Raw genomic sequence first — 24,429 nt, 5'->3', positions numbered from 1 at the left:
GGCCTCGCTCTCCCCGTGTGGGAGGGCGGGGCCGCTTTTGTGCGTCCGGGGTCAGGCCTCGGCCGGCCCCGCCACGTAGGAGCCCTTGCCCCGCACTGTCACGGCCAGGCCCCGTTCGACGAGCAGTTGCACAGCAGCACGCGCGGTGGGCCGGGACACCTCGAACTCGGCAACGATCCCTGCCTCGGAGGGGATGCGGCGCTTCGGCGGGTACGTCCCGTCGGCGATCCGGGCAGCGAGGATCGCGGCGATTTGCTCGTACAGAGGCTCGGGTCCGTCGAGGTCCAGCGTCATATATCGACCGTAGGAGTCATACGGCGATGCTTCTCATCAGGTGACGTCACATGACAACACCTGACAACCGGCGTAGCGTCGAGACCACGAGAAAAACCCCCGCGGCCGCTGTCACGGCCCGGGGCTTGGACGACTGGTTGGAGTCGACATGGACGACGATACGCAGACCGAGGCCGCACCCACCACCCCGACAGGCGCCAACCGCCGGTGCGACTGGCACAAGGGCCCGTCGTCGACTGCGGTCATCGTCGACGCGATCGAGCGAAACAGCGCCCCGCCCGTCCCGCTGTGGGCGTGCGCCCCCTGCCGCGAGCAGCGCCACCTCATCCCCCTCGCCGACCGCACATGACATGGAGGCCGAAGCCTCCCCTCGCCGTCAACCTGACCCGCGCCCAGTACTCCGGCTGGAACTGCTGCTGGTGCGGCGTCCGACTGATGGGCGGGGCAAGGTCAGCCGGCCGGGCCCGCGGCGGCGTCGGCGCTCACGACCTCAGTACCGAGGTGTACGAGTGCGGACCCCGCTGTCCGAAGCGTCCACAACGCCCGTCGCAGACAGGAGACCTTCCGTGAGCACACCCGTTCCGAAGCATGCGCAGGGCCTCGGCGGCTACTACTGCTGGAAGAAGCACCCGGAGAAGGCCGTCCACTGCACCGAGCCCGTGGGGCACCCGCCCCGGGACGGCGGCGGCGGGCACTGGCACCCGTACACCAAGACGGCCTGGTAGAGACTCCCGACGCTGGGGACGTAGCGGGACCAGCGCCGGTGTGCGGCGCCTCTTTTCGTCGGCGAAGAGGGGGCGGCCAGCACAGGGCCCCGGTCGGATGCCATCCGGCCGGGGCCGTTTTGCGCCCAACCTTGGATTCGAAGGCGATCGCGGGAGCGGCAGAAAAACGGGGAGAAACTGCAGGTCAGAGGGGCATTTTCAGGACCCCTAAAGATCATCTATACAAGATCGTTTCAATGGTGTCCCCGGAGGAATCCCGGGGGCCCCACCTCGGGGTCGTCGGGACCCACGGGGGTGAACTCCACCTCGTAGCCGTGCCGTTCGGCCACCGCGCGCGCCCAGCTCCGGAACTCCTCGCGGGTCCACTCGAAGCGGTGGTCGCCGTGCCGGGTGTGTCCGGCCGGGAGGGTCTCCCAGCGGACGTTGTACTCGACGTTCGGGGTGGTCACCAGGACGGTCCTGGGGCGCGCGGAGCCGAACACCGCGTACTCCAGGGCCGGCAGCCGGGGCAGGTCGACGTGTTCGACGACCTCGCTGAGCACGGCGGCGTCGTACCCCTTGAGCCGCTTGTCGGTATAGGCGAGCGAGCCCTGCAGCAACCGTACGCGTGCCGCCTGCCGCTCACCCATCCGGTCCAGCTTGAGGCGGCGCGCGGCGATGGTGAGCGCGCGCATCGACACGTCCACCCCGACGATCTCGGTGAACCGCACGTCCTTGAGCAGCGCCTGCACCAACTGTCCCTGTCCACACCCGAGATCGAGGACCCGTCCGGCGCCGCGGGCGTGCAGTGCGGCGAGGATCGCGTCCCGGCGCTGCACGGCGAGCGGTACCGGCCTGTCCTCGGTGTCGGTCTCCTCGTCGACCGCGTTGTCGATGTCCTCGACCTCGGTGTCGTCGGTCTCGGCGAGCCGGACGAGCTCCAGCCGCTCCATCGCCTCACGCGTCAGGGACCAGCGCCGGGAGAGATACCGGCTGGTGATCAGCTTCTGCTCGGGGTGGTCCGGCAGCCAGCCCTCGCCTGCCCGCAGCAGTTTGTCGACCTCGTCGGACGACACCCAGTAGTGCTTGGCGTCGTCGAGCACGGGGAGCAGGACGTAGAGGTGGCGCAGCGCCTCGGCGAGCGTCAGCCGGTCCGACTCCAGGACGAGGCGGACGTACCGCGACGCGCCCCACTCGGGGAACTGGTCGTCCAGCGCCACGGCCTCGACGCCCACGGTCCAGCCGAGCGGCTCGAACAGCTGGTGTACGAGATCGGCGCCGCCTCGCGCGGGAAGCGCGGGCACCTCGATCCGGAGGGGCAGCGCACGCGCGGGCAGGTCCGGCTTCGCGGCGCACTGTCCCTTCATCGCGCTGGAGAACACCGCGCTGAGCGCCACGGCCAGCAGGGACGACGCCGCGTACGGGCGGTCGTTGACGTACTGCGCGAGCGCGGCGTCGGGTGCGCCGCCGCGGCCCTTGCCCTTGCCGCGCCGGACCAGCGCCACCGCGTCGACCTCGAGCAACAGCGCGGCCGTGCACCGCTCGGCGGACGCCTCGGGGTAGAGGACGTGAGCCGTGCCGTAGGAGGTCGAGAACACCTGCGCCTTGTCGGGGTGCTTGTGCAGCAGGAATCCGAGGTCGGTCGCGGGGCGTTCCGGGTCGCCGGTGGTGCTGATCGTCAGAAACACTGTGGGTCAGCCTCGAAACGTCATCTGAGCCGCGGAGTTTCCGTACGGACGTGACCGCGCACTCCGGGAACGCGTGCTCCGGGTGCGGGTGCTCCGGGTGTCCGGTGCCGGACGACGGTGAACCGCGGCAGGGGAAGAGCGCGCCATGCGGTGCCTTCGGCGCGCCTGCCCAACCTACAGCGAACGTCTCCGGCGGAGCCGGGAATTTCCGCTGGTGGCGGCCCCCGCCGGGCTCCCGGGGAGCGGGGAGCCGACGGTCACGGCACCCCGTGTCCGGATCGGCACGGTCGGTCACGGGGGTGGCGGCGACGCAGGGGGGACGGTTGTGGTGGGACGGTTGATGCGACCGGTGCATGATGGATACATGGATCTTCGAGTCTTCACAGAACCGCAGCAAGGGGCGACCTACGAGACGCTGCTCCGCGTCGCCAAGGCCGCCGAAGACCTCCACTACGGAGCCTTCTTCCGCTCCGACCACTACCTGCACATGGGGTCCGCGGACGGCCTTCCCGGTCCGACCGACGCGTGGATCACGCTGGCCGGCCTCGCGCGCGAGACGGACCGGATCCGCCTGGGCACCCTTATGACGGCCGGCACCTTCCGCCTCCCGGGCGTCCTTGCCATCCAGGTGGCACAGGTCGACCAGATGTCGGGCGGGCGGGTGGAACTCGGGCTCGGCTCCGGCTGGTACGAGGCCGAGCACGAGGCGTACGGGATTCCGTTCCCCAAGGAGAAGTTCGGCCGGCTGGAGGAACAACTCGCCGTCGTCACGGGCCTGTGGAACACGCCGGTCGGTGAACGGTTCACCTACGAGGGGAAGTTCTACCAGCTCAAGGACTCCCCCGCGCTGCCGAAGCCCGCGCAGTCGAGGGTGCCGGTGCTGATCGGTGGTCACGGGGCCAAGCGGACGCCGGCACTGGCGGCGCGGTACGCCGACGAGTTCAACATCCCCTTCGCCTCCCTCGCGGACACCGAGCAGCAGTTCCAGCGAGTACGGGCGGCGGCCGAGCAGGCCGGGCGCAAGGGGGACGACCTGGTGTACTCCAACGCGCTCGTCGCCTGTGTCGGCAGGACCGACCTGGAGGTGAAGCGTCGGGCGGACGCCATTGGACGTGACGTCGAGGAGCTGAAGGCGAACGGGCTCGCGGGTTCGCCCGCGGAGGTCGTCGAGAGGATCGCCCAGTTCCAGGGCGTCGGTTCACAGCGGATGTATCTCCAGATGCTCGACCTCGACGACCTGGACCACCTGGAGCTGATCGCGTCCGCGGTGATGCCGCAGCTCGGCTGAGGTTTTCGGGGTGCCCCCGTCCCGTCACTGGGGGCTGCCGCCCCAGACCCCCACTTCGGCCTGGACGGCCTCGTCCTCGAACGCGGGACGGGCTGGAGGTGCGGGCCCGCGCCGGAGATGTCGACCCGCGCTGGATGGGTCCGGACGGGCTGGAGGTGCGGGCCCGCGCTGAGGGTGGCCCTCGGAGGCTGGCGCCCGGGTCATATGTGTCAGCCCGTCCGGCGTTTGAGGACGAGGCCTTCGGGCGACGGCGGGGGTCCAGGGGGCCGCAGCGCCCCTGGCGGGGTCCGGGGCGGAGACCCGGGGACGATAGGGGTCCCTCCTGCTGGAGCGAAGTCGAGAGCTTGGGGAAGGGTAGGGGCGGCGGGGGCGAGAAGCTACCCCGTCGCCCACCCCCGCTCCACCACCCCCTGATCCCGGTCGGCCAGCCGCCTCAGCATCTCCAGGACCCGGTCCCGGGACTCGTCCGCCGCGTCGATCGCCTCCATGCACTGCCAGTACGTCCCCTGTTCGTCCGCCGCGCAGGCGACACCCACGAGGGCGATGCCGACCTCGGCGAGAAGCCCCCCGAGACACAGAAGCGCCTCGCGTGCGTCACCCAACTCCGTGAGCCGGGCGGCACGCAGATCGGCTATGTCGCGCGGCGCCGCGTCGAGGACACCGCACCCCCGCCCCGCCAGCTCGGTCAGCCCGAGGGCCTCGCCCCGCAGTTCGGGTGGCCCCGAGACCGCGAAGCGACTGCCTATGGCCTGGGCGAGGGCCTGCGCCTGCCACGCCTCCGCCACCACCTCGTCCGTGTCCCCGCTCCCGGCCAAGGCACGTCTGCCCGCCACGATGAGCCGCACCGCGTCCATGCGCTGCCCCCGTCTGTCCCGACGTGCCGGTCGCACGTCCGCCCGAACTCCCTCGTCCACTACCCAGAGTGAGTTCTCACGCGACGAAAAGCCAGAGGAAGCCCGAAATCTGTGGACAGAGAATCGAATGTAGACAACTCAACGACTCCGGAGAGTGACAATGGGGCGTGGCACTCCCCCCTGGAACAGTCCCCCGGAGTCGTCGCACACGTAACGGGGTCCCTGCCAGGACCACTCCGCTACGGCCCCTCGGGCGCCGGAAACCTCCGCTCGTTCCGGTCGATCTTCGCGTCGAGCGCCGCCAGCGCGTCGATGCCGAGCACCTCGCACAGCTGCAGGAGGTAGGCCAGGACGTCCGCCACCTCGTCCGTGACGCGGTGCGCGGTGTCCGCGTTCTCCATGACCCGCGCCGACTCCTCGGGGGTCAACCACTGGAAGATCTCGACAAGTTCGGACGCCTCCACGCTCAGCGCGGCGACCAGGTTCTTCGGGGTGTGGTACCGCTGCCAGTGCCGTGCGGCCGCGAACGCCGCCAGCCGGCACTGGAGCATCGCCACGTCCAGCCCGCCGCCGCCGGCACCCGTACCGGCCCCGGCACCCGCACCCGCACCCGCACCCGCACCCGGATTTTCGCTTTCGCTTCCGCTTCCACTTCCGCTCTCGCTCACGGCGTCAGGTCTACCACCGTGACGCCCTCCACCCCGTCCAGCCCATCGGCTCCGCACACCCGTACGGCATCGCTCACCGCACCCACCAGCCGGATGTGCCCCCGCTCGCACATCCGCGCCGCCAGCCGGACCAGTTCACCGGCCTGCCGGACGTCCAGCCCGCGGTCGATACCGTCGGCCAGTACCGTCAGCGTCTGGAGCGCGGCCGGGACCTCCCCCACCGGGTCGACCTCCAGCACCCCGGGTCCGGTGAGCAGCACCAGGGCCAGCGCCAGATACCTCAACTCGCCGTCCCCGAGCAGCCCGAGGTGCGTACGGACGCCGTCACCGCGGTCGAGGAGCGCGCGGACCGTACCGTCACCGAGCGGCTCGGCCAGGACGTCCGCGACGGGGCCCGTGCATCCGGCCCGGACCGCCGCGACCAGATGCGCGTACCGGTGGCCGCACTCCGAGCGGGTCCGCCACAGCACGTCGGCGAGGTTGTCGCAGCCCCGGAGCAGGCGGCCCGCGCCGAGCGGGGTGGCGGCCCGCATCCGTCGGGGGCTCGGGTCGCAGGCGTACACGGACCGCAGGGCGACGACCATCTGCTCGGCGGCGGCGAGGACTTGACGCTCGCCGTCCGTCCGGCCGGCGAGGCGCAGCGGCAGCAGGGCGGTGCCGAGGCGGTCGTCGGGGAGCGGGCCCCGGGTGACCGCGGACGAGCCGGCGGTGTGCCAGGCCGCCTGGACCACGGGGCGCCCCGGGTCCCGCAGCGCCGTCTCCAGCAGGGTCAGCCCGCCGGCGGAGAGCCGTTCGCCGACGATGCGCAGTTCGGGCTCGGCCTGTACGGCGACGTCGAGCCGTACGGGTCCTTGCGGGCCGTCGACCGTGCAGCCGATACGGAAGCCGCGGCGCCGCTCGGCGTCGGGACGGGCCCGCTCGGGCACGCAGGCGACCGGATCGGGGAACACCTCGCCCAGTTCGGCGCCGCCGCCGAGCCGCGCCAGTGCCTCGTACGCGCGCAGGACGGCGGACTTGCCGCTGCCGCTGGGCCCCGTGAAGAGGGTGAACGGTCCGAGCGGGAACCGGGCGCGCCGGTGCGCCGCGAAGGCCGCGAGGCGCAGCTCGGTGGCTCCGGGCCGGTCGGGGGGCGACGCCGCGGGGGCGCCGTACGGCTCGGCCTGGGCGCGGGGCGTCTCGGCCTGGGCGGGGGCCTCGGCCGCCCGGGATGACAGGGTCATATGTGGACGGTAGGACCCCGCCACCAGGGGAACCGTTACACCCCGAAGACCTTCCTACGATCGAGGGAACCGCGCCCTCCGGATCACCCGGCTCAGACCCCGGGAACGCCCGCGCCCTCCATCAGCCCCCGCACCTCGGTGCCGGGCGGTGTCAGCAGGAACACGTTCCGGTCGACCCGGTGCATTCCGCTCGCGAGCCCGAAGACCACTCCGGTGCTGAAGTCCAGCACCCGCTTGGCGACCTCGGTCTCGGCGCCGGTCAGGTCCAGCAGGACGGGGATGCCGGACATCAGTGTCTCGGCGACGTCGCGGGCGTCCGCGAACACATTGACCCGCAGGACCACGAAGCGGCGCCGCGTCTCGGTCTGGGCCTCGGGCATCGACCGGTGGCTCACCGCGGAGGGCCACGCGTCCCGTCCCCGCAGCGGAACGACCTGGGCGAGCCCTTCCCACTGCTCGTCGGTGACGTCGTGGCTGCTCACTGGCCCACCCCGTCCTGGCTCGCACTCATTGTCTGCACCGGGCAATTCTTACGCATGGTCACCCGTTCGGCCCAACAGCGACACGGTCCGCGACTCCGCGGACCCGCATTTCCGGGGCCTCACACGGCCCTTCGTCCGGTTGTGCAGCGCGCGTAACCGCTCGCGATCAAGGGCCGTGACATCGACGTAACGGGCAATTCGTACGCTCGGCCGCACCGCGTACCGGTGAGAGACGCGTCGCGGGAGCCATCGCGCGACGCGTCGCGCGCCGGCGAGAGACGAGAGGGGTGTCCGTGACCGCACAGGGTCCGCAGGCCGGCACCGCGCGGGTGCGGACCGTCTGCTCGTACTGCGGTGTCGGCTGTGGCCTGGTGCTCGACATCGGCACGGGTCCCGACGGACGGCGTACGGTCCTGAAGGCGTCCGGCGACAAGGCGCACCCCGCGAACGCGGGCCGGCTGTGCACCAAGGGCGCGACGACGGCCGACATGCTCGCCGCACCCGGCCGGCTGACCACGGCGCTCGTGCGGGCGCAGCGCGGTGAGGAGGCGAAGCCCGTGCCCGTCGACGCGGCGCTCGCCGAGACCGCCGGGCGGCTGCGCGCGATCATCGACGAGCACGGACCGGACGCCGTCGCCTTCTACGTCTCCGGGCAGCTGAGCCTGGAGGCGCAGTACCTGGCGAACAAGCTGGCCAAGGGCTTCGTACGGACGAACCAGATCGAGTCGAACTCCCGGCTGTGCATGGCGAGCGCGGGTGCCGGATACAAACTGTCCCTCGGCGCCGACGGGCCTCCGGGGTCGTACGACGATCTCGACCGCGCCGATGTCTTCCTGGTCATCGGCTCCAACATGGCCGACTGTCATCCCGTCCTCTTCCTGCGGCTCATGGAGCGCGTCAAGGCGGGTGCCCGGCTGATCGTCGTCGACCCGCGGCGCACCGCGACCGCGGCGAAGGCCGATCTGTTCCTGCGGATCCGGCCGGGCACCGACCTCGCCCTGCTCAACGGTCTGCTGTACCTGCTGCACGAGGACGGGCACACGGACGACGCGTTCATCGCCCGGCACACCGAGGGCTGGGAGGCCATGCCCGCGTTCCTCGCCGGTTATCCGCCCGCCGTGGTCGCCGGGATCACCGGCATCCCCGAGGAGGACATCCGGACGGCGGCACGGCTGATCGGCGAAGCCGGTGAGTGGACCAGCTGCTGGACGATGGGGCTCAACCAGTCCACGCACGGCACCTGGAACACCAACGCCCTGATCAACCTGCACCTCGCGACGGGTGCCATCTGCCGTCCGGGCAGCGGGCCGTTCTCCCTCACCGGGCAGCCCAACGCCATGGGCGGGCGCGAGATGGGGTACATGGGGCCGGGGCTGCCCGGACAGCGGTCGGTGCTGGTGGACGACGAGCGGGCCTTCGTCGAGGAGCTGTGGGGGCTGCCGGACGGGACCATCCGCGAGGACGGGGTGGGGCGGGGCACCGTCGAGATGTTCCGGAGGATGGCCGACGGTGACATCAGGGCCTGCTGGATCATCTGCACCAACCCCGTCGCCTCCGTCGCCAACCGCCGCACGGTCGTCGAGGCCCTGGAGGCCGCGGAATTCGTCGTCACCCAGGACGTGTTCGCCGAGACCGAGACCAACGCGTACGCCGACGTCGTCCTGCCCGGCGCGCTGTGGACGGAGACGGAGGGCGTCCTCGTCAACAGCGAGCGCACGCTCACCCTGGCCCGGCCGGCCGTCGATCCGCCCGGCGAGGCGATGGCGGACTGGCGCATCATCGCGGCCGTCGCCCGCGCGATGGGCTACGAGGAGGGGTTCTCGTACGAGAGCGCCGAGCAGGTCTTCGAGGAGATCAAGCGGGCCTGGAACCCGAAGACCGGATGGGACCTGCGGGGTGCCTCGTACGAGCGGCTGCGGGACGGCCCCGTGCAGTGGCCCGTCGCCCGGACGGACGGGCCCCGGCGCAGTCCGGTCCGGTACCGGCAGGGTGCGGAGCTGTCGTTCCCCACCGCGAGCGGCCGCGCGGTGTTCCACGCACGGCCGCATCTGCCGCCCGCCGAGATGCCCGACGACGACTTCCCGTTCGTTCTCAACACCGGGCGCCTGCCGCACCAGTGGCACACGCTGACCAGGACGGGGAAGGTGGCGAGGCTCAACAAGCTGAATCCCGGGCCGTTCGTCGAACTGCACCCGCGGGACGCGGAGTCCCTCGGGATCGGGGAGGGCGACTCCGTGGAGGTCGCCTCCCGGCGGGGGCGGGCGGTGCTCCCGGCGGTGGTGACGGAACGGGTGCTGCCGGGGTGTGTGTTCGCGCCCTTCCACTGGAACGACCTGTTCGGGGAGTACCTGAGCATCAACGCGGTGACCGGGGACGCGGTGGATCCGGTGTCGTTCCAGCCGGAGTTCAAGGTGTGCGCGGTGTCGCTGACGCGGACGCGCGGCGCAGCCGCCGTGGGACAGGGGGATCCCGTCGCGGAGCCTACGGACGCGGTCGAGGAGCCTGCGGATCCCGTCGAGGAGGGGGACGCCGTCGCGCGCGCGAGTGCCGCCGTCCCTGTCCCCGGTCCTGGCGCTCTTCTCGGGGAAGTGTCCCCACGCGACCTCGGCCTGGAGCCCGCGCCCCCGCCCGTGCTGTCCTCCTCCGAACGTCGCTACCTCACCGGCTTCCTGGCCGGGCTCGGCTCCGGGCCGCCCGGCCTCCCCGGCGTACCCGTCCTCCCGCCGGACGCTCCCTTCGCCCCCGAGCACGCGCTCTGGGTCAACGGCGCGCTCGCCGGCATGTACTCCCGCTCCACGCCTCCGGCCGCCCCCACACCGACACCGGCGTCGGCTCTCCCTCCGACACCGGCAGCGCCCCCGGCAGGCCGCGAGGTCATGGTGCTGTGGGCCTCGCAGACCGGGAACGCGGAGGAGTGCGCGGCGTCCGCCGCCGAGCGGCTCGGCGCGAAGGGCCACCGGGCGCGCCTGGTCGGGATGGACGAGGCGGACGTCGGCTCGCTCACCCACGGCGCCGCTCTGCTCTTCGTCACCAGCACGTACGGGGACGGCGACGCACCCGACAACGGGTCCGGCCTGTGGGGCACGCTGTCCGGGCCGGAGGCCCCACGCCTGGACGGGGTGCGCTACGCCGTGCTGGCGCTCGGCGACTCGTCGTACGACGACTTCTGCGGGCACGGCCGTCGACTGGACGCGCGGCTGGACGAGTTGGGCGCCGTACGGCTCGCTCCCCGTACGGACTGCGAACCGGAGTACGCGCCGTCCGCGGACGGCTGGCTGGAGCGGATCCTCACCGCCCTCGGGGCGGAGGCACAGGCCGCGCTCGGCGCGGGGCCGGAACCGGCGCTCGGCGCGAGGGCGGAACCGCGTCTCAGGGCCAGGGCGGAACCGGGTCTGCGGGCGGGGGCCGTGCCCTCGTTCGACGCAGGCACCGTACCCGCGCTCGGCGGCGACGCGGAGCCGCCCCAGCCCTCCCGGACGTCCCGGACGTCCCCGACGCCCCGGCCCGGTCCGGCCGCCGGCACCGCCCGCCTCACCGGCAACCGGCTGCTCAGCCTGCCCGGCGCCGGCAAGGAGGTCCGCCGGTTCACCTTCGACACCCGGGAGAGCGAGAGCCCGCTGACGTACGAGGCGGGGGACGCGCTCGGCATACGGCCCGTCAACTCGCCTGCCCTCGTGGCCGAATGGCTGGACGTCACCGGTGCGCACGGGCCTACTCCGGTCGAGATCGCGGGCGTCGGGGAGATTCCCTTCGAGGAAGCCCTTCTCCGGCATCTGGACATCACCCGCATCACCTCCGGCCTGCTGCGCTTCGTCGGAGAACGGACCAGCGACGGACGGGAGTTGCGGAAGCTGCTGCGCACGGACAACAAGGACGGGCTGGCGCGGTGGTCGTGGGGCCGGCAGTCCGTGGACGTGGTGTCCGAGCACCCGGTGCGCGCCTCGGCGCGCGAGTGGGCAGGGGTGTTCGGCCGGCTGCGGCCCCGGCTGTACTCGATCTCGTCCAGTCCGCTCGTCGATCCGCATCTGCTCGCCCTGACCGTCTCCGTCGTGCGCTACGAGAATCCGGGCGGCCGGCCGCGCGGCGGGGTGTGCTCACCCTTCCTGGCCGATGCCGGGCCGGGGGCGCGAGTGCCGGTCTTCGTCCAGCGGTCGCCGCGCTTCAGGCCCCCGGCGGACGCGACGACCCCGATGGTGATGGTGGGGCCCGGCACCGGAGTCGCCCCGTTCGTCGGTTTCCTCGAGGAGCGGCGGGCGCTCGGCCACCGGGCACCGAACTGGCTGTTCTTCGGCGAGCAGCACCGCGCCACCGACTTCTACTACGAGCGGGAGCTGACCGCGCTGCTCGACGACGGCACGCTCAGCCGCCTCGACACGGCGTTCTCACGCGACCAGCGCACCAAGGTCTACGTGCAGGACCGGATGCGCGAGCACGGGCCCGAGCTCTGGCACTGGCTCCAGGGCGGCGCCCGCTTCTACGTGTGCGGGGACGCCTCGCGGATGGCCAAGGACGTCGACCGGGCGCTGCGGGACATCGCCGTCGCGCACGGCGGCCTGGGCGAGGCGGAGGCCGCCGCCCACGTCAGACAGCTCGCGGCGGACAAGCGGTACGTCCGGGACGTGTACTGACGGGGCGGACCCGCCGAGGCAAGGGGATACAGGAGATACCGGAGCATACGGTTGGATACGACTGCATGCGACTGGATACGGCGATACGTCCACGACGCGTCGGAGACACGGGCCGTGGCGTCCACCCCGTACGACACGTGGCGCACATAATTGTCGAAAACCGACTATCCGGACCGCAATCGAGGCGCACCCATGAGCCTGAGCATCCGTAATCAGCTCCCCGGCACCGTCACCTCCGTCACCTCCGGCGAGGTGATGGCGACGGTCAGGCTCCGTCTCGACGGCGGCCAGGACCTGACCGCGGCCATCACCAGGGAGGCCGTCGAGGACCTGGGCCTCGCCAAGGGCTCCTCGGTCCGCGCCCTGGTCAAGTCGACGGAGGTGTCCCTGGCCACCGGCCCGGTCGACGGGGTGAGCATCCGCAACCAGCTCCCCGGCACGGTCACCGATGTCGCCACCGGCGGCGCGATGGCCCGCGTCAAGCTCGCGGTCGCGGGGGCCGAACTGACCTCCGCGATCACCAGGGACGCGGCCACCGAACTGGGCCTGACAGCGGGCTCCGCGGTCGTGGCGCTCATCAAGTCCACCGAGGTCTCCCTCTCCAACGCATGAGCCGCCGACGCGCTTCTTACCGCCCTCACACCGGACTCTTCACGTCCGCCATCACGCCCTTCAACTGCGGGAATTACCGTCCAAACCTGTGTACTTGGCAGACATGAGGCCGTCGACCATCCGCCTACGGGCCCGCACCGAGGCACCTTCGGAAGAGGCGCCCGCGCAGTGGCACCGCGTGCTGACCCTGCTCGCCGACATCAGCCTCTTCATCGGCACCCGCCCGATGTGGACGGCGGCGGCGAGCCACCGGCTCCCCGTCGCCGCGGTCATCTCGGTCTGCTACGCCTCGATCCTGGCGACCGGCGTACTGGCCCTGGTCGCCCGCCGCTCCCGCACGCTGGCCCGCCTCGACCTCGTCGTCCTGGTGACGGCGGTGACGCTCGCCGTGTGCGGGTACGCCATGTACCACGGGGGCAGTGACGAATCGTTCCTCACCACGCAGGCCGCGCGCGAGTTCGTCGCCGGCCACCGTGTCTACGGGCAGCCGTGGCCGTGGCTCTTCACCCAGCACGGCATCGCCCTCACCCCGACGATGACCGGCGGCTACGACTTCACGTACGGCTATCCGCCGCTTCCCCTGCTGCTCACCGCACCCTTGTTGTGGGTCGGGCACGGGGCGGCTCCGGCGGTCCTGGTCAGCACGGCGGCCCTGATCGTGGCCACGATCGTGATGTGGCGGATGCTGCCCGTGCAGTGGCGCCCGGCGGCCACGCTGGTCTGTCTCGGTCTCGGCCTGCTGCCGGCGTACGCCCGGCTCGGCTACCCGGCGATCGTCGCCTGCGCCTTCCTCATCCCGGTGGTGGTCGGCTGGCCGCGCATGGGGTACGGCGGCCGGGGCGACTGGGCGCGGGCGGTGTGCCTGGGCGCGGCCTGCGCCTCCCAGCAGTTGCCGTGGTTCCTCACACCGTTCCTGCTGGCCGGCGTCTACGCCCTGCGCCGAGCCGATCTCGGCCCGCGCGGGGCCGCGGTGGCCGTGGGCAGGATCGTCGGCGTGGCCGCCACGACCTGGCTGCTGATCAACGCGTACTTCATCGTGAGCGAGCCGCGTACCTGGTTCGAAGGGATCACGCTGCCCCTCACCCAGAAGGCGAACATCCACGGCCAGGGCCTGGTCGGCGTCTCGCTCTACTTCACGGACGGCAGCGGCCGGCTGGCCTGGTACTCGCACGCGAGTCTGCTCCTGGCCGCGGGTCTGCTGGGGCTCTTCGTGCTCTTCGTACGAAGGCTCGGGCCCGCGGCCACGGTGCTGCCCTGGTGCGCGTTCTACGTGGCGACGCGCTCCCAGGACGGCTACTACCTGATGATGACCCCGCTGTGGCTGGCCGCCGCCGTCACCGCGCCCCCACAGGCCTTCGCCGCCGCCTGGCAGCCCCGGCCGGCCCTGCTGCGCGGCCCGCGCCGGCAGGGGGCGCGCATCGCCGCGGCCGTGCTCCTGCTGGCCCCCGCCCTGGCGGCGACGACCCTGGCGGTGACGGGCTCGCCGCCCCTGCGGATGGAGCTCGTCGGCGCCCGCCGGGCCACGAAGGCCGTGACGGCACTCACCGTGCGCGTCACCAACCTCGGCGACGCGGCCCTGAGCCCGCACTTCACCCTCACCACGGGTCAGGGCATGAGCCGCTACTGGTCCATCGCCTCCGGCCCGGCCACCCTCGGCCGGCACGCCTCGGCCCGCTACGAGATCCGGCCGCCCGACGGCAAGTTCACCCTCCCCGGCACCGGAGTACGCATCCGCCTGCGGGCGGTCTCCGCCTCACCCATGACGCTGTCCAGCACGGACATCCGGCTGACACCCGCGAGCGGCCGTTAGGGCGTGTTGCGAAAGTCCCGTCGTCCGCCCGGAGGGCGGGCCTCGCGGCGTCTGGTGCGTGCTCTCGGCGTGCCGGGCGGAAGCCCGCGTACTGGACGTACCCGGGTTTTCGCCCGGTGCGGCGAGAGGGCGTGCCAGGCGCCGCGAGGCAGGCGGGACTTTCGCAACACGACCTAGTGCCGCGACAGGTTTCGTCCGACCTGACAAGCCTTCACGAGAACGAGAACCGCCCCCTCCTTCCCACGCGTCCCGCCCTATGGTGCGATCTGTCACCCAAGACCTGCGATCTGTCACCCGGGACCGGGGAGGAAACCGTGCAGCAGCCCAAGGCGGCGCTGGCCGAGCGCATCGCCGAGCGGAGGACGGGAGGCGACGACCCCCGTGCGCTGGTCGGAGAGATGCGGCGCTCGGTCCTTCTCGTGCCGGTGGCCGACGGAGGTCTCTGGTCGGTGCGTTCGGGCGGAGTGCGGTGGATCTGCGGGTTCACCGACGAGATCGCGCTGGCCAGGTTCGCCCTGCGCCACGCGTCCGGCGACCAGCCCATGGACTACGCGGCGTTGCTGGGCGCGCGCATCGTCGACGAGATCGTGCCCGCGCTCGGCGAACCCGCCGGTCTCGCCGTCGACATCGCCACCGAGGAGGGGTCGATGTTCTTCCCGCCGGTCGTCGGCATCGTGCCGGACGCGGTGGCCGTCGACGCGGGCGCGGGTGCGGATACGAGGGGGGCACGGGCATGAGCGGCGACGAAGCTGATCTGCATCTCGACAAGGCGTCGGTCGCCAAGTTCACCCAGGGCATGGGGGCGACGATCGACCAGCTCGGTGAACTCGGCGGCCCCACCGGCGCGGTGACGGGAAAGGGCTTCTCGGGGCTGGCGATGACCGGGATGGAGGCGGGGCACCACGGACTCTCGGTCGACTTCGAGGACTTCTGCGAGCGCTGGGAATGGGGTGTGCGCGCCCTGGTGCGGGACGCGAGCGCGATCGCGAACCGTCTGGGCCTCGCGGCGGGCACCGTGTGGGAGGAGGACCAGTACGTCGGGGACTCCCTCAAGGTGGGCGCCAACTCCCTGTTCGGCGGGAACCCGCACGCGAGCGAGGAGGACATCGCCAAGCAGGACTGGGGGGACATCTTCACCCCGGACTACCTGAACCCGGACTGGAGCCCCGAGTCGTTCGACAAGGCCGGTCACGACATGGAGCAGACCTGGAAGGACACCGGCCGCACCGTTCTCACCGAGGGCCAGGGCGGCCGGCAGTCGGAGGTGCTCAACCACGCGCTGGGCATCTCCGACGACCAGTGGAACCAGGCGCTGGACGACACCTTCGGCCCTTCGCCGGACGAACGCGCCCAGCAGGAACAGCCGCCGCAGGGTGAGTCCGGGGGGAACTGAACGTGGGTATAGGCGACTTCATCAGTGACCTCACGCCCGACTCGGTCGAGAACGCGGTCGAGGACGGCGTCGAGTGGGCGGGAAACCGGGTCGAGGACGCGGGCAACTGGACGGCCGACCGCCTGGACGACATCGGCTGGGAGTCCGGCGCGGACTGGGTGCGTGAACAGTCCCGTTCGGTCGCCAACCGGATGGGCGCCGAGGTCGACGAGATGGACCTCGGGCAGACCGAGGACAAGACCAAGCTGATCTACGGCAGTCCGGGAAAGATCAACTCCACCGCCGCGAAGCTCCGCGCCTTCGAGTCGTCCTTCGACGACACCGGCGACGGCCTCAGGGGCCTCGACTCGTCCCGGCTCAAGGGCGAAACGGCCGACGCGCTGCGCACCGCGGTCGGCACCCAGCCGCACAGGTGGTACTCCGCCGGCGAAGCCTGTGTGAAGGCGATCGGCGCGCTCGAGGCGTTCGCCGACACGGTCACCTGGGCGCAGGGACAGGCGCAGACGGCGATCGACAAGTGGAAGGAGGGCGTCAAGGCTTCCGAGGGCGCCGCCGACGCCCACCGCAAGAAGGTCGACGACTACAACAGCGCCGTCGACCGCTACAACGCCCAGCCCGCGGACAAGCGCGATCCGGCCTCGCTCCCGCCCAAGCCCGCGGCGACGTTCGACGACCCCGGTCAGAAGCTGATGAAGGACGCTCAGGACCTCCTCGCCGAGGCCCGCAGACAGCGGAACTCGGCGGCGGAGACCGCGCGCACGGCGGTCCGCGCCGCCCGCGACATGGCCCCGGAGAAGCCGTCCTACGCCGAGCAGGCGCGCGACGGGCTCCAGGAGCTGCAGATCATGGGCGACCACGTCGGCGGCGGCCTCATCAAGGGCACGGCGGGGCTGCTCAACTTCGTCCGCAGTGTCGACCCGATGGACCCGTACAACCTCACGCACCCGGCCGAGTACGCCACGTCCCTGAACAGCCTCGCCGCCGGACTGGTCGTCGCCGCCAACGACCCGGCCGGCACCGGCCTCCAGATGGTCAAGGACTTCATGAAGGACCCGGCCGAGGGCTTCGGCCGGCTCATACCCGACCTGGTGCTGACCGTGGCCACCGACGGCGGCGGAGCCGCGGTGAAGGGCGCGCGCGTCGCCGAGGACGCCGCCGAGGCCGCGCGGCTGCGCAGGCTGGTCGACGACGCCCCGGACGGGACCCACCACCGGCCGGACGGCGAGCGCGTCACCGACGGCACCGACCCGGTGGACCTCGCCTCGGGCCGGATGTTCCTGCCCCAGACCGACCTCGAGATACCCGGCATCCTGCCGCTGGTCTTCACCCGCCGCACCGAGTCCGGCTGCGCGACCGGCCGCTTCCTGGGGGCCGCCTGGTCGTCCACCGTCGACGAGCGTCTCGAGGTCGACGCGATCGGTGTCGTCCACGTCACCGCCGACGGACTCCTCGTCCCGTACCCGCATCCGGTCCCCGGCCTGCCCACCCGGCCGTACTCGGGCCGGTTCCGCACGCTCCTCTCCCGGGACGCCGACGGCGACTACACGCTCACCGACCCCGACGCGGGTCCGACCCGCCACTTCACCGCCCCGGCCGGTGGCGAGCCGGGCGGCGACGGCACGGCCTGGCTGTCCGGCATCACCGACCGGGGCGGCCACACCGTCACGGTCGACCGCGCCGAGGACGGTCTGCCGCTGGCCCTCGTCCACTCGGCGGGCCACCAGCTGCGGCTGTCGGCCGCCGACGGGCGGGTCACCGCCCTGTCCGTGCCCGGCGCGGGCGAGAACGGCGCGGACCTGCCGGTGGTGGGCTACGGCTACGAGGGCGGCAACCTCACCACCGTCACCCGGCCTTCCGGCGCCGTCACCACGTTCCTCTACGACGACCGCCGCCGCGTCATCGCCTGGATCGACTCCAACGGGCACCGCTACGACTACGTCTACGACGACCACGACCGCGTCGTCGCCGAGGGCGGTGAGGCCGGGCACGTCCAGGTCACCCTGGCCTACACCGGACCGGACGCCGGGACCGGACACCGGACGACCGTTCTGACCACCGCCGACGGCCGGGCCACCCGGCACCTGATCGGCCCCGGCTGCCGTGTCCTGGCCACCACCGACGCGCTCGGCCGCACGACCCGCTTCCGCTACGGCTCGGGCGGCGAACTGCTGTCCCGTACGGACCCGTTGGGCGCCACCACCGCCTTCACGTACGACGAGGACGGCCGCCCGCTCACGGTCACCGGACCGGACGGCGGCGAACTACGTGTCGTACGCGGCCCGTTCGGGCTGCCGGTGGAGACGGTCGGCCCGGACGGCTCCCGCAGGACGTACACATACGACGAACTCGGCAACCGCACGTCGCTCATCGATCCGGCCGGACACACCACCCGCATGTCCTACGACGACGCCGGACGGCTCACCGCGGTGACCGACGCCCTCGGGAACACGACGCGCGTCAGGTGCGACGCGGCGGGACGGACCGTAGCGGTGACCGATCCGTCCGGCGCCACCACCCGCACCGAGCGGGACGGGCTCGGCCGCCCGGTCCGTACGACCGGCCGAACGGGCGGCGTCACCCGCCTGGAGTGGAACGCGGACGGCCGACTCGCCCGCCGCACCGGCCCGGACGGTGCGCACGAGTCATGGACCTACGACGGCGAGGGCAACTGCACGGCCCACACCGACGCCGTCGGAGCCGTCACGCGCCACGAATACACCCACTTCGACCTTCCGCTCGCCACCACCCGTCCCGATGGCGGCCGTTACGAGTTCGAGCACGACGCCGACCTCCGCCTCACCCGGGTCACCGGCCCGCGGGGCAAGAGCTGGACGTACGAGTACGACGCGGTCGGCAACATCGTCTCCGAGACCGACTTCGACGGGCGCACCCTGACCTACCGGGTGGACGCCGCCGGCCGTCTCGCCGCCAGGACCGACGTCCTCGGCGGCACCATCTCCTTCGAGCGCGACTCACTCGGCCAGGTCCTCGGCAAGACCGTCGACGGCCGGGTGACGACCTACGCGTACGACCGGGCGGGCCGCCTCCTGGAGGCGGTAGGACCCGACAGCGAACTGCGCTACCAGTACGACCGCGACGGGCGCGTCAAGACGGAACTGGTGGACGGCCGCCCGATGCTCTACTCCTACGACGCCCAGGGCCGGCGCGTCCGTCGGACCACCCCGACCGGCCATGTCACGTCCTACGCCTACGACTCCGACGGCCTCCCCGCCCGACTGGACACGGGTGGACAGCACATCACCTTCACTCACGACGCCGCGGGCCGCGAACTGGCCCGTGCCTTCGGGGACGCGCTCACCGTGACGTCGGCCTGGGACGAGGCCGGCCGGCTCGCCACGCAGCACTTCACCGCCGGAGCCCGCGCCGTCAACAGCCGTGCCTACGCCTACCGCGCCGACGGACACCTGCTCTCCGTCGCCGACCGGCTTTCCGGGACCCGTACGTTCGACCTGGATCCGATGGGCAGGGTGACCGCCGTCCACGCCCCGGCCTGGACGGAGCGGTACGCGTACGACGACACGGGCAACCAGACGTCCGCCTCCTGGCCCGACAGCCACCCCGGCGGCGAGTCGGTCGGCCCCCGCTCGTACGACGGGACCCGTGTCACCCGCGCCGGAGACGTCCGCTTCGAGTACGACGCCCTCGGCCGCGTCACCCTGCGCCAGAAGACCCGTCTGTCCCGCAAGCCCGACACCTGGCGCTACGAGTGGGACACGGAGAACCGGCTCACCTCCGTCACCACCCCCGACGGGACCCGCTGGAGGTACCGCTACGACCCGCTGGGCCGTCGTACGGCGAAGCAGCGCCTGGCGGCGGACGGCGCGGGTGTGGACGAGGAGACCCGCTTCACCTGGGATGGCCTGACCCTGTGCGAACAGACCAGTCACGGAATGGACCAGCCGAACCCGGTGGCCCTCACCTGGGACCACCGCGGCCACATCCCCCTGGCGCAGACCGAGCGCATCCTCACCGCCGATGACCGGCAGAGCGAGATCGACCGCCGCTTCTTCGCCATCGCCACGGACCTCGTCGGCACCCCCACCGAACTGATCGACGAGTCCGGCGGCATCGCGTGGCGCTCCCGGTCCACACTGTGGGGCGCTACCGCATGGGCCCGCGACGGCATCACGTACACCCCTCTCCGCTTTCCCGGCCAGTACTACGACTCCGAGACCGGCCTCCACTACAACTTCTTCCGGCACTACGACCCGGAGACCGGGCGCTACACCTCCCCGGACCCCCTCGGCCTCGCTCCCGCGCCGAACCCCGTCAGCTACGTGGACAACCCGAACACCGCGTCGGACCCGTTGGGCCTGATGCCCAACTACACGAAGGAGGAGAGGGCCAAGAAGCGACTCGACAAGATCGTGGACGCGGTCATCGACAGGGCTCAAAACGGCGAGGTCAGGAAGCACGTCGACTACCACGGGGACACGATGCACGGTATGAGCGACGAACGGGTTCTGGAGATCCTGAAGAACCCGGACGCGGTGTACCAGTCGACGGGCACGGCCGGAAGGCTCACGTTCCGGCAGGGCGAGGACATCGTCGTGACCGAGGGGCCCGGCAGCACCCAGGGTCAGGCTGTCACGGCGTACGGTCCGTCAGGTGTCAAGGGCGACTCCGGAGCGCAGGCACTGGGCGGCAGGCCCACCGACCCCGGTCCACCGGTGACGCACGAGGACATCGTGGAGGGCAGAATTCCCGGTAAGGGTGGCAACCTGGCCCCCGCGGTGCGGATCAGATGAGGCAAGGATGACCATGAAACTGTCGTTCGACGGCGGCTGGCACGCCATGGTGACGGACGATCCGCTGCACATCACCCCCCGCTTCGACGGCGACTCCGTACGCGTCGTGCGCTACGCGGATGCGAAGGAACGTGAGCGGTTCGTCCTGGATACCTTCGGCAGCCAGCACCGCCTGTGGGACGCGCCCGACGTCTTCCGCTTCGACCCGGCCAGCCGCCAACTCGTCGCTGTCGAGCTCCAGTTGCCGAAGGAGTCCACCTCGGCCGAGGACGCGGCCCGCCTCCCGCTCACCCTGGCGGTGCGCCCGGGCGGACTGCGCGCGGTCGAGGCCACGGACTTCCGGCACGAGATGTGCGCGCTCCTGTGCCGCGCCCCCGGAGACGCCGTGCTGACTTCTCTGCGCGACCCCGCCGTCCTCGACGCTCCGTTGGAGACTGGCATCGGCATCGCCCCGGACGTGGCACTCCTCGTCCAGCACGGCACCGTCGTCGGCTGGAGCCTCACGGACCCCGCCCGCTACCTGACCACGGCGTACACCGACCCCGACCCCACCCCACCGAGCGACACCACCCGCCGCCTGCTCACCGACTGCCTGGACCTGATCACCCAGCCGCTGATCTACGACGTGGAAGACGGCGACCCGACCGCCCTGGCCCGTCTCCGGGCGACCGACGAGGCCCTGCGCGCCCAGCGCGAGGACCGGCGCCGCGCCGACGTCCTGCTCTCGCTCATCGGCAACCTGATGGAGGGCTACGGGAACCGGTGACCTTGGAACCGTGGCGGTGCTCCAAGCGGTTGTCGGCGGCCAGGACGCGGTGGAGATCGGCGAGGAGAACGCGATCGGGCCCTCCGGGCCGCCGAGGGCGAACTCGTCCTGCGGGTCGAGACCGACACCGATGAGGATCTCCGCAAACTGCAGGACCTCCTCACCATGCACATCGGCCGATCACCGGCTTCTGTCTGCACGCGCTCGGGTCGGCGGGCGGTCTGGATTCCGAGGACGCGGTACACAGGCTCGGCTCGTCCGGGTCACGGTGGACGGCCTGCGCCCGGCCCGCTGAGGATGGCGACGGCGGCCTCTTACAGGGACACGCTACGGGCAGCGCGCTGCGGCCGGCGATGACGGAGTGCGGTCGCTGTCACTTTGGCCGGTGCGCGGCGAGGCGCTCGCGGGCCTCTGCGTACGTGTCCGTGTCGATCTCTCCCGAGGCGTAGCGACGGTCGAGGATCTCCTCCGGGGCCTCGCGCCGCGCATGGCCTTCCCAGCTGTTGGTGCGGCCGGCAGCACCCCCGGACGAGCTGCGCGTCAAGCGGATCACGGCCCACACGGCAAGGCCGATCAGCGCGATCCACAACAGGGGCATGAAGGCCATCCACGCCCAGCCGACGCCATCCCAGTACATCACCGTGCCCACCTCCACCTGCGAGGTTCCGGAAACACACCTTCCGCGTTCATGGTGGGCCTCGTTCGGTGAGGGCATGTAGAGCCCATCGGTCTCACTTCTGGACCACTCGGCACCCCCGGCCGCAGGAGGGCGCCCGTGCCTCCAGTGCCGTTTCCCGGGAGCGGGCGGACGGCTGGATCGCCGGACAGCGTGCCCGTGCGGAGCATGATCGGTTGTTCCTGGCACTGCCGGCCTTTGTCACCGCGGGCACCAGCCCACGCTGATACCGACCGCCCGGCCCGTCCCCGGCAGGGCGGACGGGCCGGGCGGTCAGCGGGTGATCAGCCGACGTGCAGGGTGAGGGCAGCGGTGTGGAGCTTGCCGCCCGGCTGGAACTGCAGGAACAGCCGCCAGTTTCCGGACTGGGCGAATTCGGCGTGGAAGGTCAGCGCCGGGCCACCGCGGTCACGGTCGACCTTGGTCTCCGGGTGGAGGTGGGCGAAGGCGAGGTCGCTTTGGTGGAAGGCGGTCAGGTGGGCGTAGGTGTCCAGGTAGGGCTGGAGGTCGGTGACCGGCTTGCCGTCCTTGGAGACGGTGGCGGTGAGCCGGCGGGCCGTTCCTGCCATCGGGTCGCCCTTCACCGTCACGGTGTAACCGTCGACAGTGGTGGTGCCGGATGCCTTGGGCAGCGGGGTGGTCATCGCCGTGCCGGAGACCTTCACGGTGCGGCTGAGGACGAAGTCCTTGCTCTTGCCGCTGCCGCTGTCCGGGGTGAAGGAGGCGTACAGCCGCCAGGTGCCCGGTCGCAGCGCCGCCAGCGGTGCGGTCCACGTGCCGTCCCCGGCCCTGATGGGGTGCAGGTGCTGGAAGCCGGTGAGGTCGGAGCGGACGGCGTAGAAGTGCATCCGCTTGGTCTGGTCGACGGCGAAGTCGGTGACCGGGCTGCCGTCCGGGCCGGTGATGGTGAAGCGGTAATCGGTCGCCTTGCCGGCGGGGAGGCTGCCGGCCGTGGAGGTCATCCGGTAGCCGTCCTTCGCGGCGGCCAGGCCGTTGCCGGTGGAGGCACCGGCCTGGCCGGGCATCGACGCCATGGCGCCGGCCGAGTCGGACGGTGTGCCGCTGTGGTTCATGCCGGGCATGCCGGAGGTGTGGTCCGAGCCGGTGCCGGCGCCGCAGGCGGCGAGCGTCAGCGTGAGGGCAGCGGTGGCTGCCGCGAGGGCATGGCGAGTCGTCCGGAGACGCTGGGACATGGGTGTGTCTTTCCAGGTGGGCGCCGTGATCTGGCGCGGGTGAACGTGAGACCTGTGCTGGGCCGCGGCGCTGAGCCGGAGCCCGGAGGTCTCGTCACGTCCGTGCGATGCACACCTGGAGCAGGAGGGCACGCCCGTCGGCCGGTGGCCCCCGGCGACGGCCGTCGCCGTACGCTCGCCGGACCCACGGCAGCAGAAGTGCGGCCGGGAGAACGAAGGCGACCGCGGTGAGGGGAGGTAGCGGCCTCTCGGAGCGGGGCGCGGTGGCCAGACACAGCGCGCCCCGCATGGCCTCGTCCGCGTGCTCGGCGGCTTTCTCCCCCGCCGCCTCGGCGTGGTCGGAGCTATGCGGGGCCATCGCGGCGGGCGCAGGTTGCACGGCCGCCATCTCGGACATGGTCCCGTGGCAGCCGCCGTCGGCCGCGGCCGGGCCGCCGTGCATGAAGAACAGCCCGAGCAGCACGGCGACCAGCACGGCGGGCCGCACCACTCGGCGGTGGCGGGCCCCGGCCGTACCGGGGGCGGGCTGCGTGGCCATCACGGCTACACCTTACGGCGGGCGCAGTGCAGGGAACGCGGGAAGCGGAGCCGACAGGGGGAGACGGCCGAGTGCCGACCTAGCTCAGTGCAGTCGTCGACGCCTCGGGCTCACATGGCGCTGCCGACGATCATCTGTCGGGACGGCATGGCTCTATCCGGCGCCGACGCTCTTCAGCAGCAGGGGGAGATCGGGGGCGGCTTCGGCCGTGGCGAGTGTCGCGGACGTCAGGATGAAGGCGGTCGCGGCAGTGAGCGCCGGGTGGCGTCCGAGGGGTGGGGCGAGGAGGGCGGCGACGCGGCGGGGTACCGGACCGGTCTTGGCGAGCGGTGCACGGCGGCCGAGGATCGACCGGACACCCTCGGCTACCGCGAGGCGGGTGTCATCGGCCTGTTCCAGACCCTGGCGCTGCTTGCCGGGATCAGCCGGTCGGGCACCACCATGGTCGGCGGGCTGCTGCGCGGCCTGGACCACGAGGATGCTGCCAAGTTCTCGTTGAGGATGCCGCCAAGTTCTCGTTCCTGCTGGCCACCCCGGTCGTCCTGGCCGCCGGCGTCCTCAAGCTGCCGAGCCCCGCCGGGCCCGCGGCCGCGCACATCCACGGCCAGGTGATTTTCGGCTTCTTCACCGCCGCGATCGCCGCGTACGCCGCCGTGCGCTTTCTGTCCCGGTACTTCACCACGCGCACGCTCACCCTGTTCGCCGTGCACTGCCTGGTGGCCGGGGTCGCCGGCATCGTCCGGTTCGCCTGACGGCCGGGCAGGCAGGCAGGCAGGCAGGCAGGCAGGCAGGCAGGCAGCGGTGCCGTACCCGCCGCTCTCTGAATCACTGCTACTCAGTGGCAGG

The 24,429-nt window shown here is 71.9% G+C and carries 22 protein-coding genes; 12 read left to right on the top strand and 10 right to left on the bottom strand.

Translation table 11 applies throughout. The annotated features are described in order from the left end of the window. Nucleotides 1-51: 51 nt before the first annotated feature. The gene (locus OHB41_RS33935) at nt 52-294 is read right to left on the bottom strand and encodes a GntR family transcriptional regulator (protein WP_266702285.1); all 243 of its coding nucleotides are present in this window, start codon (nt 292-294) and stop codon (nt 52-54) included. Nucleotides 295-442: 148 nt separating this feature from the next. Here OHB41_RS33935 and OHB41_RS33930 point away from each other — a divergent pair, with 148 nt between their 5' ends. Together OHB41_RS33930 and OHB41_RS33925 are read left to right on the top strand one after the other, a co-directional pair. Further along, on the top strand, nt 443-643 hold the full coding sequence (locus OHB41_RS33930; protein WP_266702283.1) for a hypothetical protein: 201 nt from the start codon (nt 443-445) through the stop codon (nt 641-643). Between the two features lie 217 nt (nt 644-860). After that, a complete protein-coding gene (locus tag OHB41_RS33925) occupies nt 861-1,019 on the top strand; it encodes a hypothetical protein (RefSeq protein WP_266702281.1) in 159 nt (52 codons plus the stop codon). Between the two features lie 233 nt (nt 1,020-1,252). On the opposite strand, the gene OHB41_RS33920 is transcribed toward OHB41_RS33925, so the two are convergent. Beyond that, entirely contained in the window at nt 1,253-2,686 is a 1,434-nt protein-coding gene (locus OHB41_RS33920; protein ID WP_266702279.1) for a 3' terminal RNA ribose 2'-O-methyltransferase Hen1, read from the bottom strand. Nucleotides 2,687-3,050: 364 nt separating this feature from the next. Between OHB41_RS33920 and OHB41_RS33915 the strand changes: the two genes are divergently transcribed. Next, nucleotides 3,051-3,974 carry an LLM class F420-dependent oxidoreductase gene (locus tag OHB41_RS33915; protein ID WP_266702277.1) on the top strand — a complete coding sequence of 308 codons (924 nt, stop codon included), beginning with the start codon at nt 3,051-3,053 and terminating at the stop codon, nt 3,972-3,974. 377 nt (nt 3,975-4,351) lie between these two features. Here OHB41_RS33915 and OHB41_RS33910 read toward each other — a convergent pair whose 3' ends face one another. The 4 genes from OHB41_RS33910 to OHB41_RS33895 form a co-directional block, all read right to left on the bottom strand. Beyond that, nucleotides 4,352-4,828 (bottom strand): DUF6099 family protein, encoded by a 477-nt coding sequence (locus tag OHB41_RS33910; RefSeq protein ID WP_266706346.1) that lies wholly within the window; start codon nt 4,826-4,828, stop codon nt 4,352-4,354. 239 nt (nt 4,829-5,067) lie between these two features. Continuing rightward, nucleotides 5,068-5,379 (bottom strand): nucleotide pyrophosphohydrolase, encoded by a 312-nt coding sequence (locus tag OHB41_RS33905; RefSeq protein ID WP_266706344.1) that lies wholly within the window; start codon nt 5,377-5,379, stop codon nt 5,068-5,070. 113 nt (nt 5,380-5,492) lie between these two features. Continuing rightward, on the bottom strand, nt 5,493-6,716 hold the full coding sequence (locus OHB41_RS33900; RefSeq protein ID WP_266702275.1) for an AAA family ATPase: 1,224 nt from the start codon (nt 6,714-6,716) through the stop codon (nt 5,493-5,495). A 92-nt stretch (nt 6,717-6,808) separates the two neighbouring features. Further along, nucleotides 6,809-7,198: a cell division protein SepF gene (locus tag OHB41_RS33895; RefSeq protein WP_266702273.1), complete on the bottom strand. Its 390-nt coding sequence runs from the start codon at nt 7,196-7,198 to the stop codon at nt 6,809-6,811. A 293-nt stretch (nt 7,199-7,491) separates the two neighbouring features. On the opposite strand from OHB41_RS33895, the gene OHB41_RS33890 reads away from it, so the two are divergent. From OHB41_RS33890 to OHB41_RS33860, 7 genes are all read left to right on the top strand, one after another. After that, nucleotides 7,492-11,826, top strand: a complete 4,335-nt coding sequence (locus OHB41_RS33890; protein ID WP_266702271.1) for a bifunctional nitrate reductase/sulfite reductase flavoprotein subunit alpha — start codon at nt 7,492-7,494, stop codon at nt 11,824-11,826. 192 nt (nt 11,827-12,018) lie between these two features. Then, nucleotides 12,019-12,438, top strand: coding sequence for a TOBE domain-containing protein (locus OHB41_RS33885; protein WP_266702269.1), 420 nt, complete (start codon nt 12,019-12,021; stop codon nt 12,436-12,438). Between the two features lie 103 nt (nt 12,439-12,541). Then, complete coding sequence (locus OHB41_RS33880) at nt 12,542-14,248, top strand: hypothetical protein (protein ID WP_266702267.1); 1,707 nt, start codon at nt 12,542-12,544, stop codon at nt 14,246-14,248. A 314-nt stretch (nt 14,249-14,562) separates the two neighbouring features. Further along, nucleotides 14,563-14,985: a hypothetical protein gene (locus OHB41_RS33875; protein WP_266702265.1), complete on the top strand. Its 423-nt coding sequence runs from the start codon at nt 14,563-14,565 to the stop codon at nt 14,983-14,985. Continuing rightward, entirely contained in the window at nt 14,982-15,641 is a 660-nt protein-coding gene (locus OHB41_RS33870) for a hypothetical protein (RefSeq protein WP_266702263.1), read from the top strand. The genes OHB41_RS33875 and OHB41_RS33870 overlap by 4 nt, the downstream gene beginning before the upstream one ends. Nucleotides 15,642-15,643: 2 nt before the next feature. After that, the gene (locus tag OHB41_RS33865) at nt 15,644-20,410 is read left to right on the top strand and encodes a putative T7SS-secreted protein (RefSeq protein WP_266702261.1); all 4,767 of its coding nucleotides are present in this window, start codon (nt 15,644-15,646) and stop codon (nt 20,408-20,410) included. 7 nt (nt 20,411-20,417) lie between these two features. After that, entirely contained in the window at nt 20,418-21,176 is a 759-nt protein-coding gene (locus OHB41_RS33860) for a hypothetical protein (protein ID WP_266702259.1), read from the top strand. A gap of 373 nt (nt 21,177-21,549) precedes the next feature. Here the strand turns inward: OHB41_RS33860 and OHB41_RS33855 are convergent, their stop codons facing one another. The 4 genes from OHB41_RS33855 to OHB41_RS33840 all read right to left on the bottom strand — a co-directional run bounded on the left by OHB41_RS33855 (nt 21,550) and on the right by OHB41_RS33840 (nt 24,057). Next, a complete protein-coding gene (locus tag OHB41_RS33855; RefSeq protein WP_266702257.1) occupies nt 21,550-21,891 on the bottom strand; it encodes an SHOCT domain-containing protein in 342 nt (113 codons plus the stop codon). A gap of 245 nt (nt 21,892-22,136) precedes the next feature. Beyond that, entirely contained in the window at nt 22,137-23,045 is a 909-nt protein-coding gene (locus OHB41_RS33850) for a DUF8832 domain-containing protein (RefSeq protein WP_266702255.1), read from the bottom strand. Nucleotides 23,046-23,139: 94 nt separating this feature from the next. After that, complete coding sequence (locus OHB41_RS33845) at nt 23,140-23,583, bottom strand: hypothetical protein (protein WP_266702253.1); 444 nt, start codon at nt 23,581-23,583, stop codon at nt 23,140-23,142. 153 nt (nt 23,584-23,736) lie between these two features. Further along, nucleotides 23,737-24,057, bottom strand: a complete 321-nt coding sequence (locus OHB41_RS33840; RefSeq protein ID WP_266706582.1) for a hypothetical protein — start codon at nt 24,055-24,057, stop codon at nt 23,737-23,739. Here OHB41_RS33840 and OHB41_RS52380 point away from each other — a divergent pair. Together OHB41_RS52380 and OHB41_RS33835 are read left to right on the top strand one after the other, a co-directional pair. Beyond that, the gene (locus OHB41_RS52380; protein WP_353962921.1) at nt 23,968-24,195 is read left to right on the top strand and encodes an undecaprenyl-diphosphate phosphatase; all 228 of its coding nucleotides are present in this window, start codon (nt 23,968-23,970) and stop codon (nt 24,193-24,195) included. The genes OHB41_RS33840 and OHB41_RS52380 overlap by 90 nt on opposite strands. Further along, nucleotides 24,105-24,335: an undecaprenyl-diphosphate phosphatase gene (locus OHB41_RS33835; RefSeq protein ID WP_353962920.1), complete on the top strand. Its 231-nt coding sequence runs from the start codon at nt 24,105-24,107 to the stop codon at nt 24,333-24,335. The genes OHB41_RS52380 and OHB41_RS33835 overlap by 91 nt, the downstream gene beginning before the upstream one ends. Nucleotides 24,336-24,429: the final 94 nt, after the last annotated feature.

It is taken from the genome of Streptomyces sp. NBC_01571, assembly GCF_026339875.1.
In the GTDB taxonomy this organism is placed as follows: Bacteria; Actinomycetota; Actinomycetes; order Streptomycetales; family Streptomycetaceae; genus Streptomyces.
Note: the sequence above shows the minus strand (reverse complement) of the source record. Positions and strands in the feature narration are given on the sequence as shown.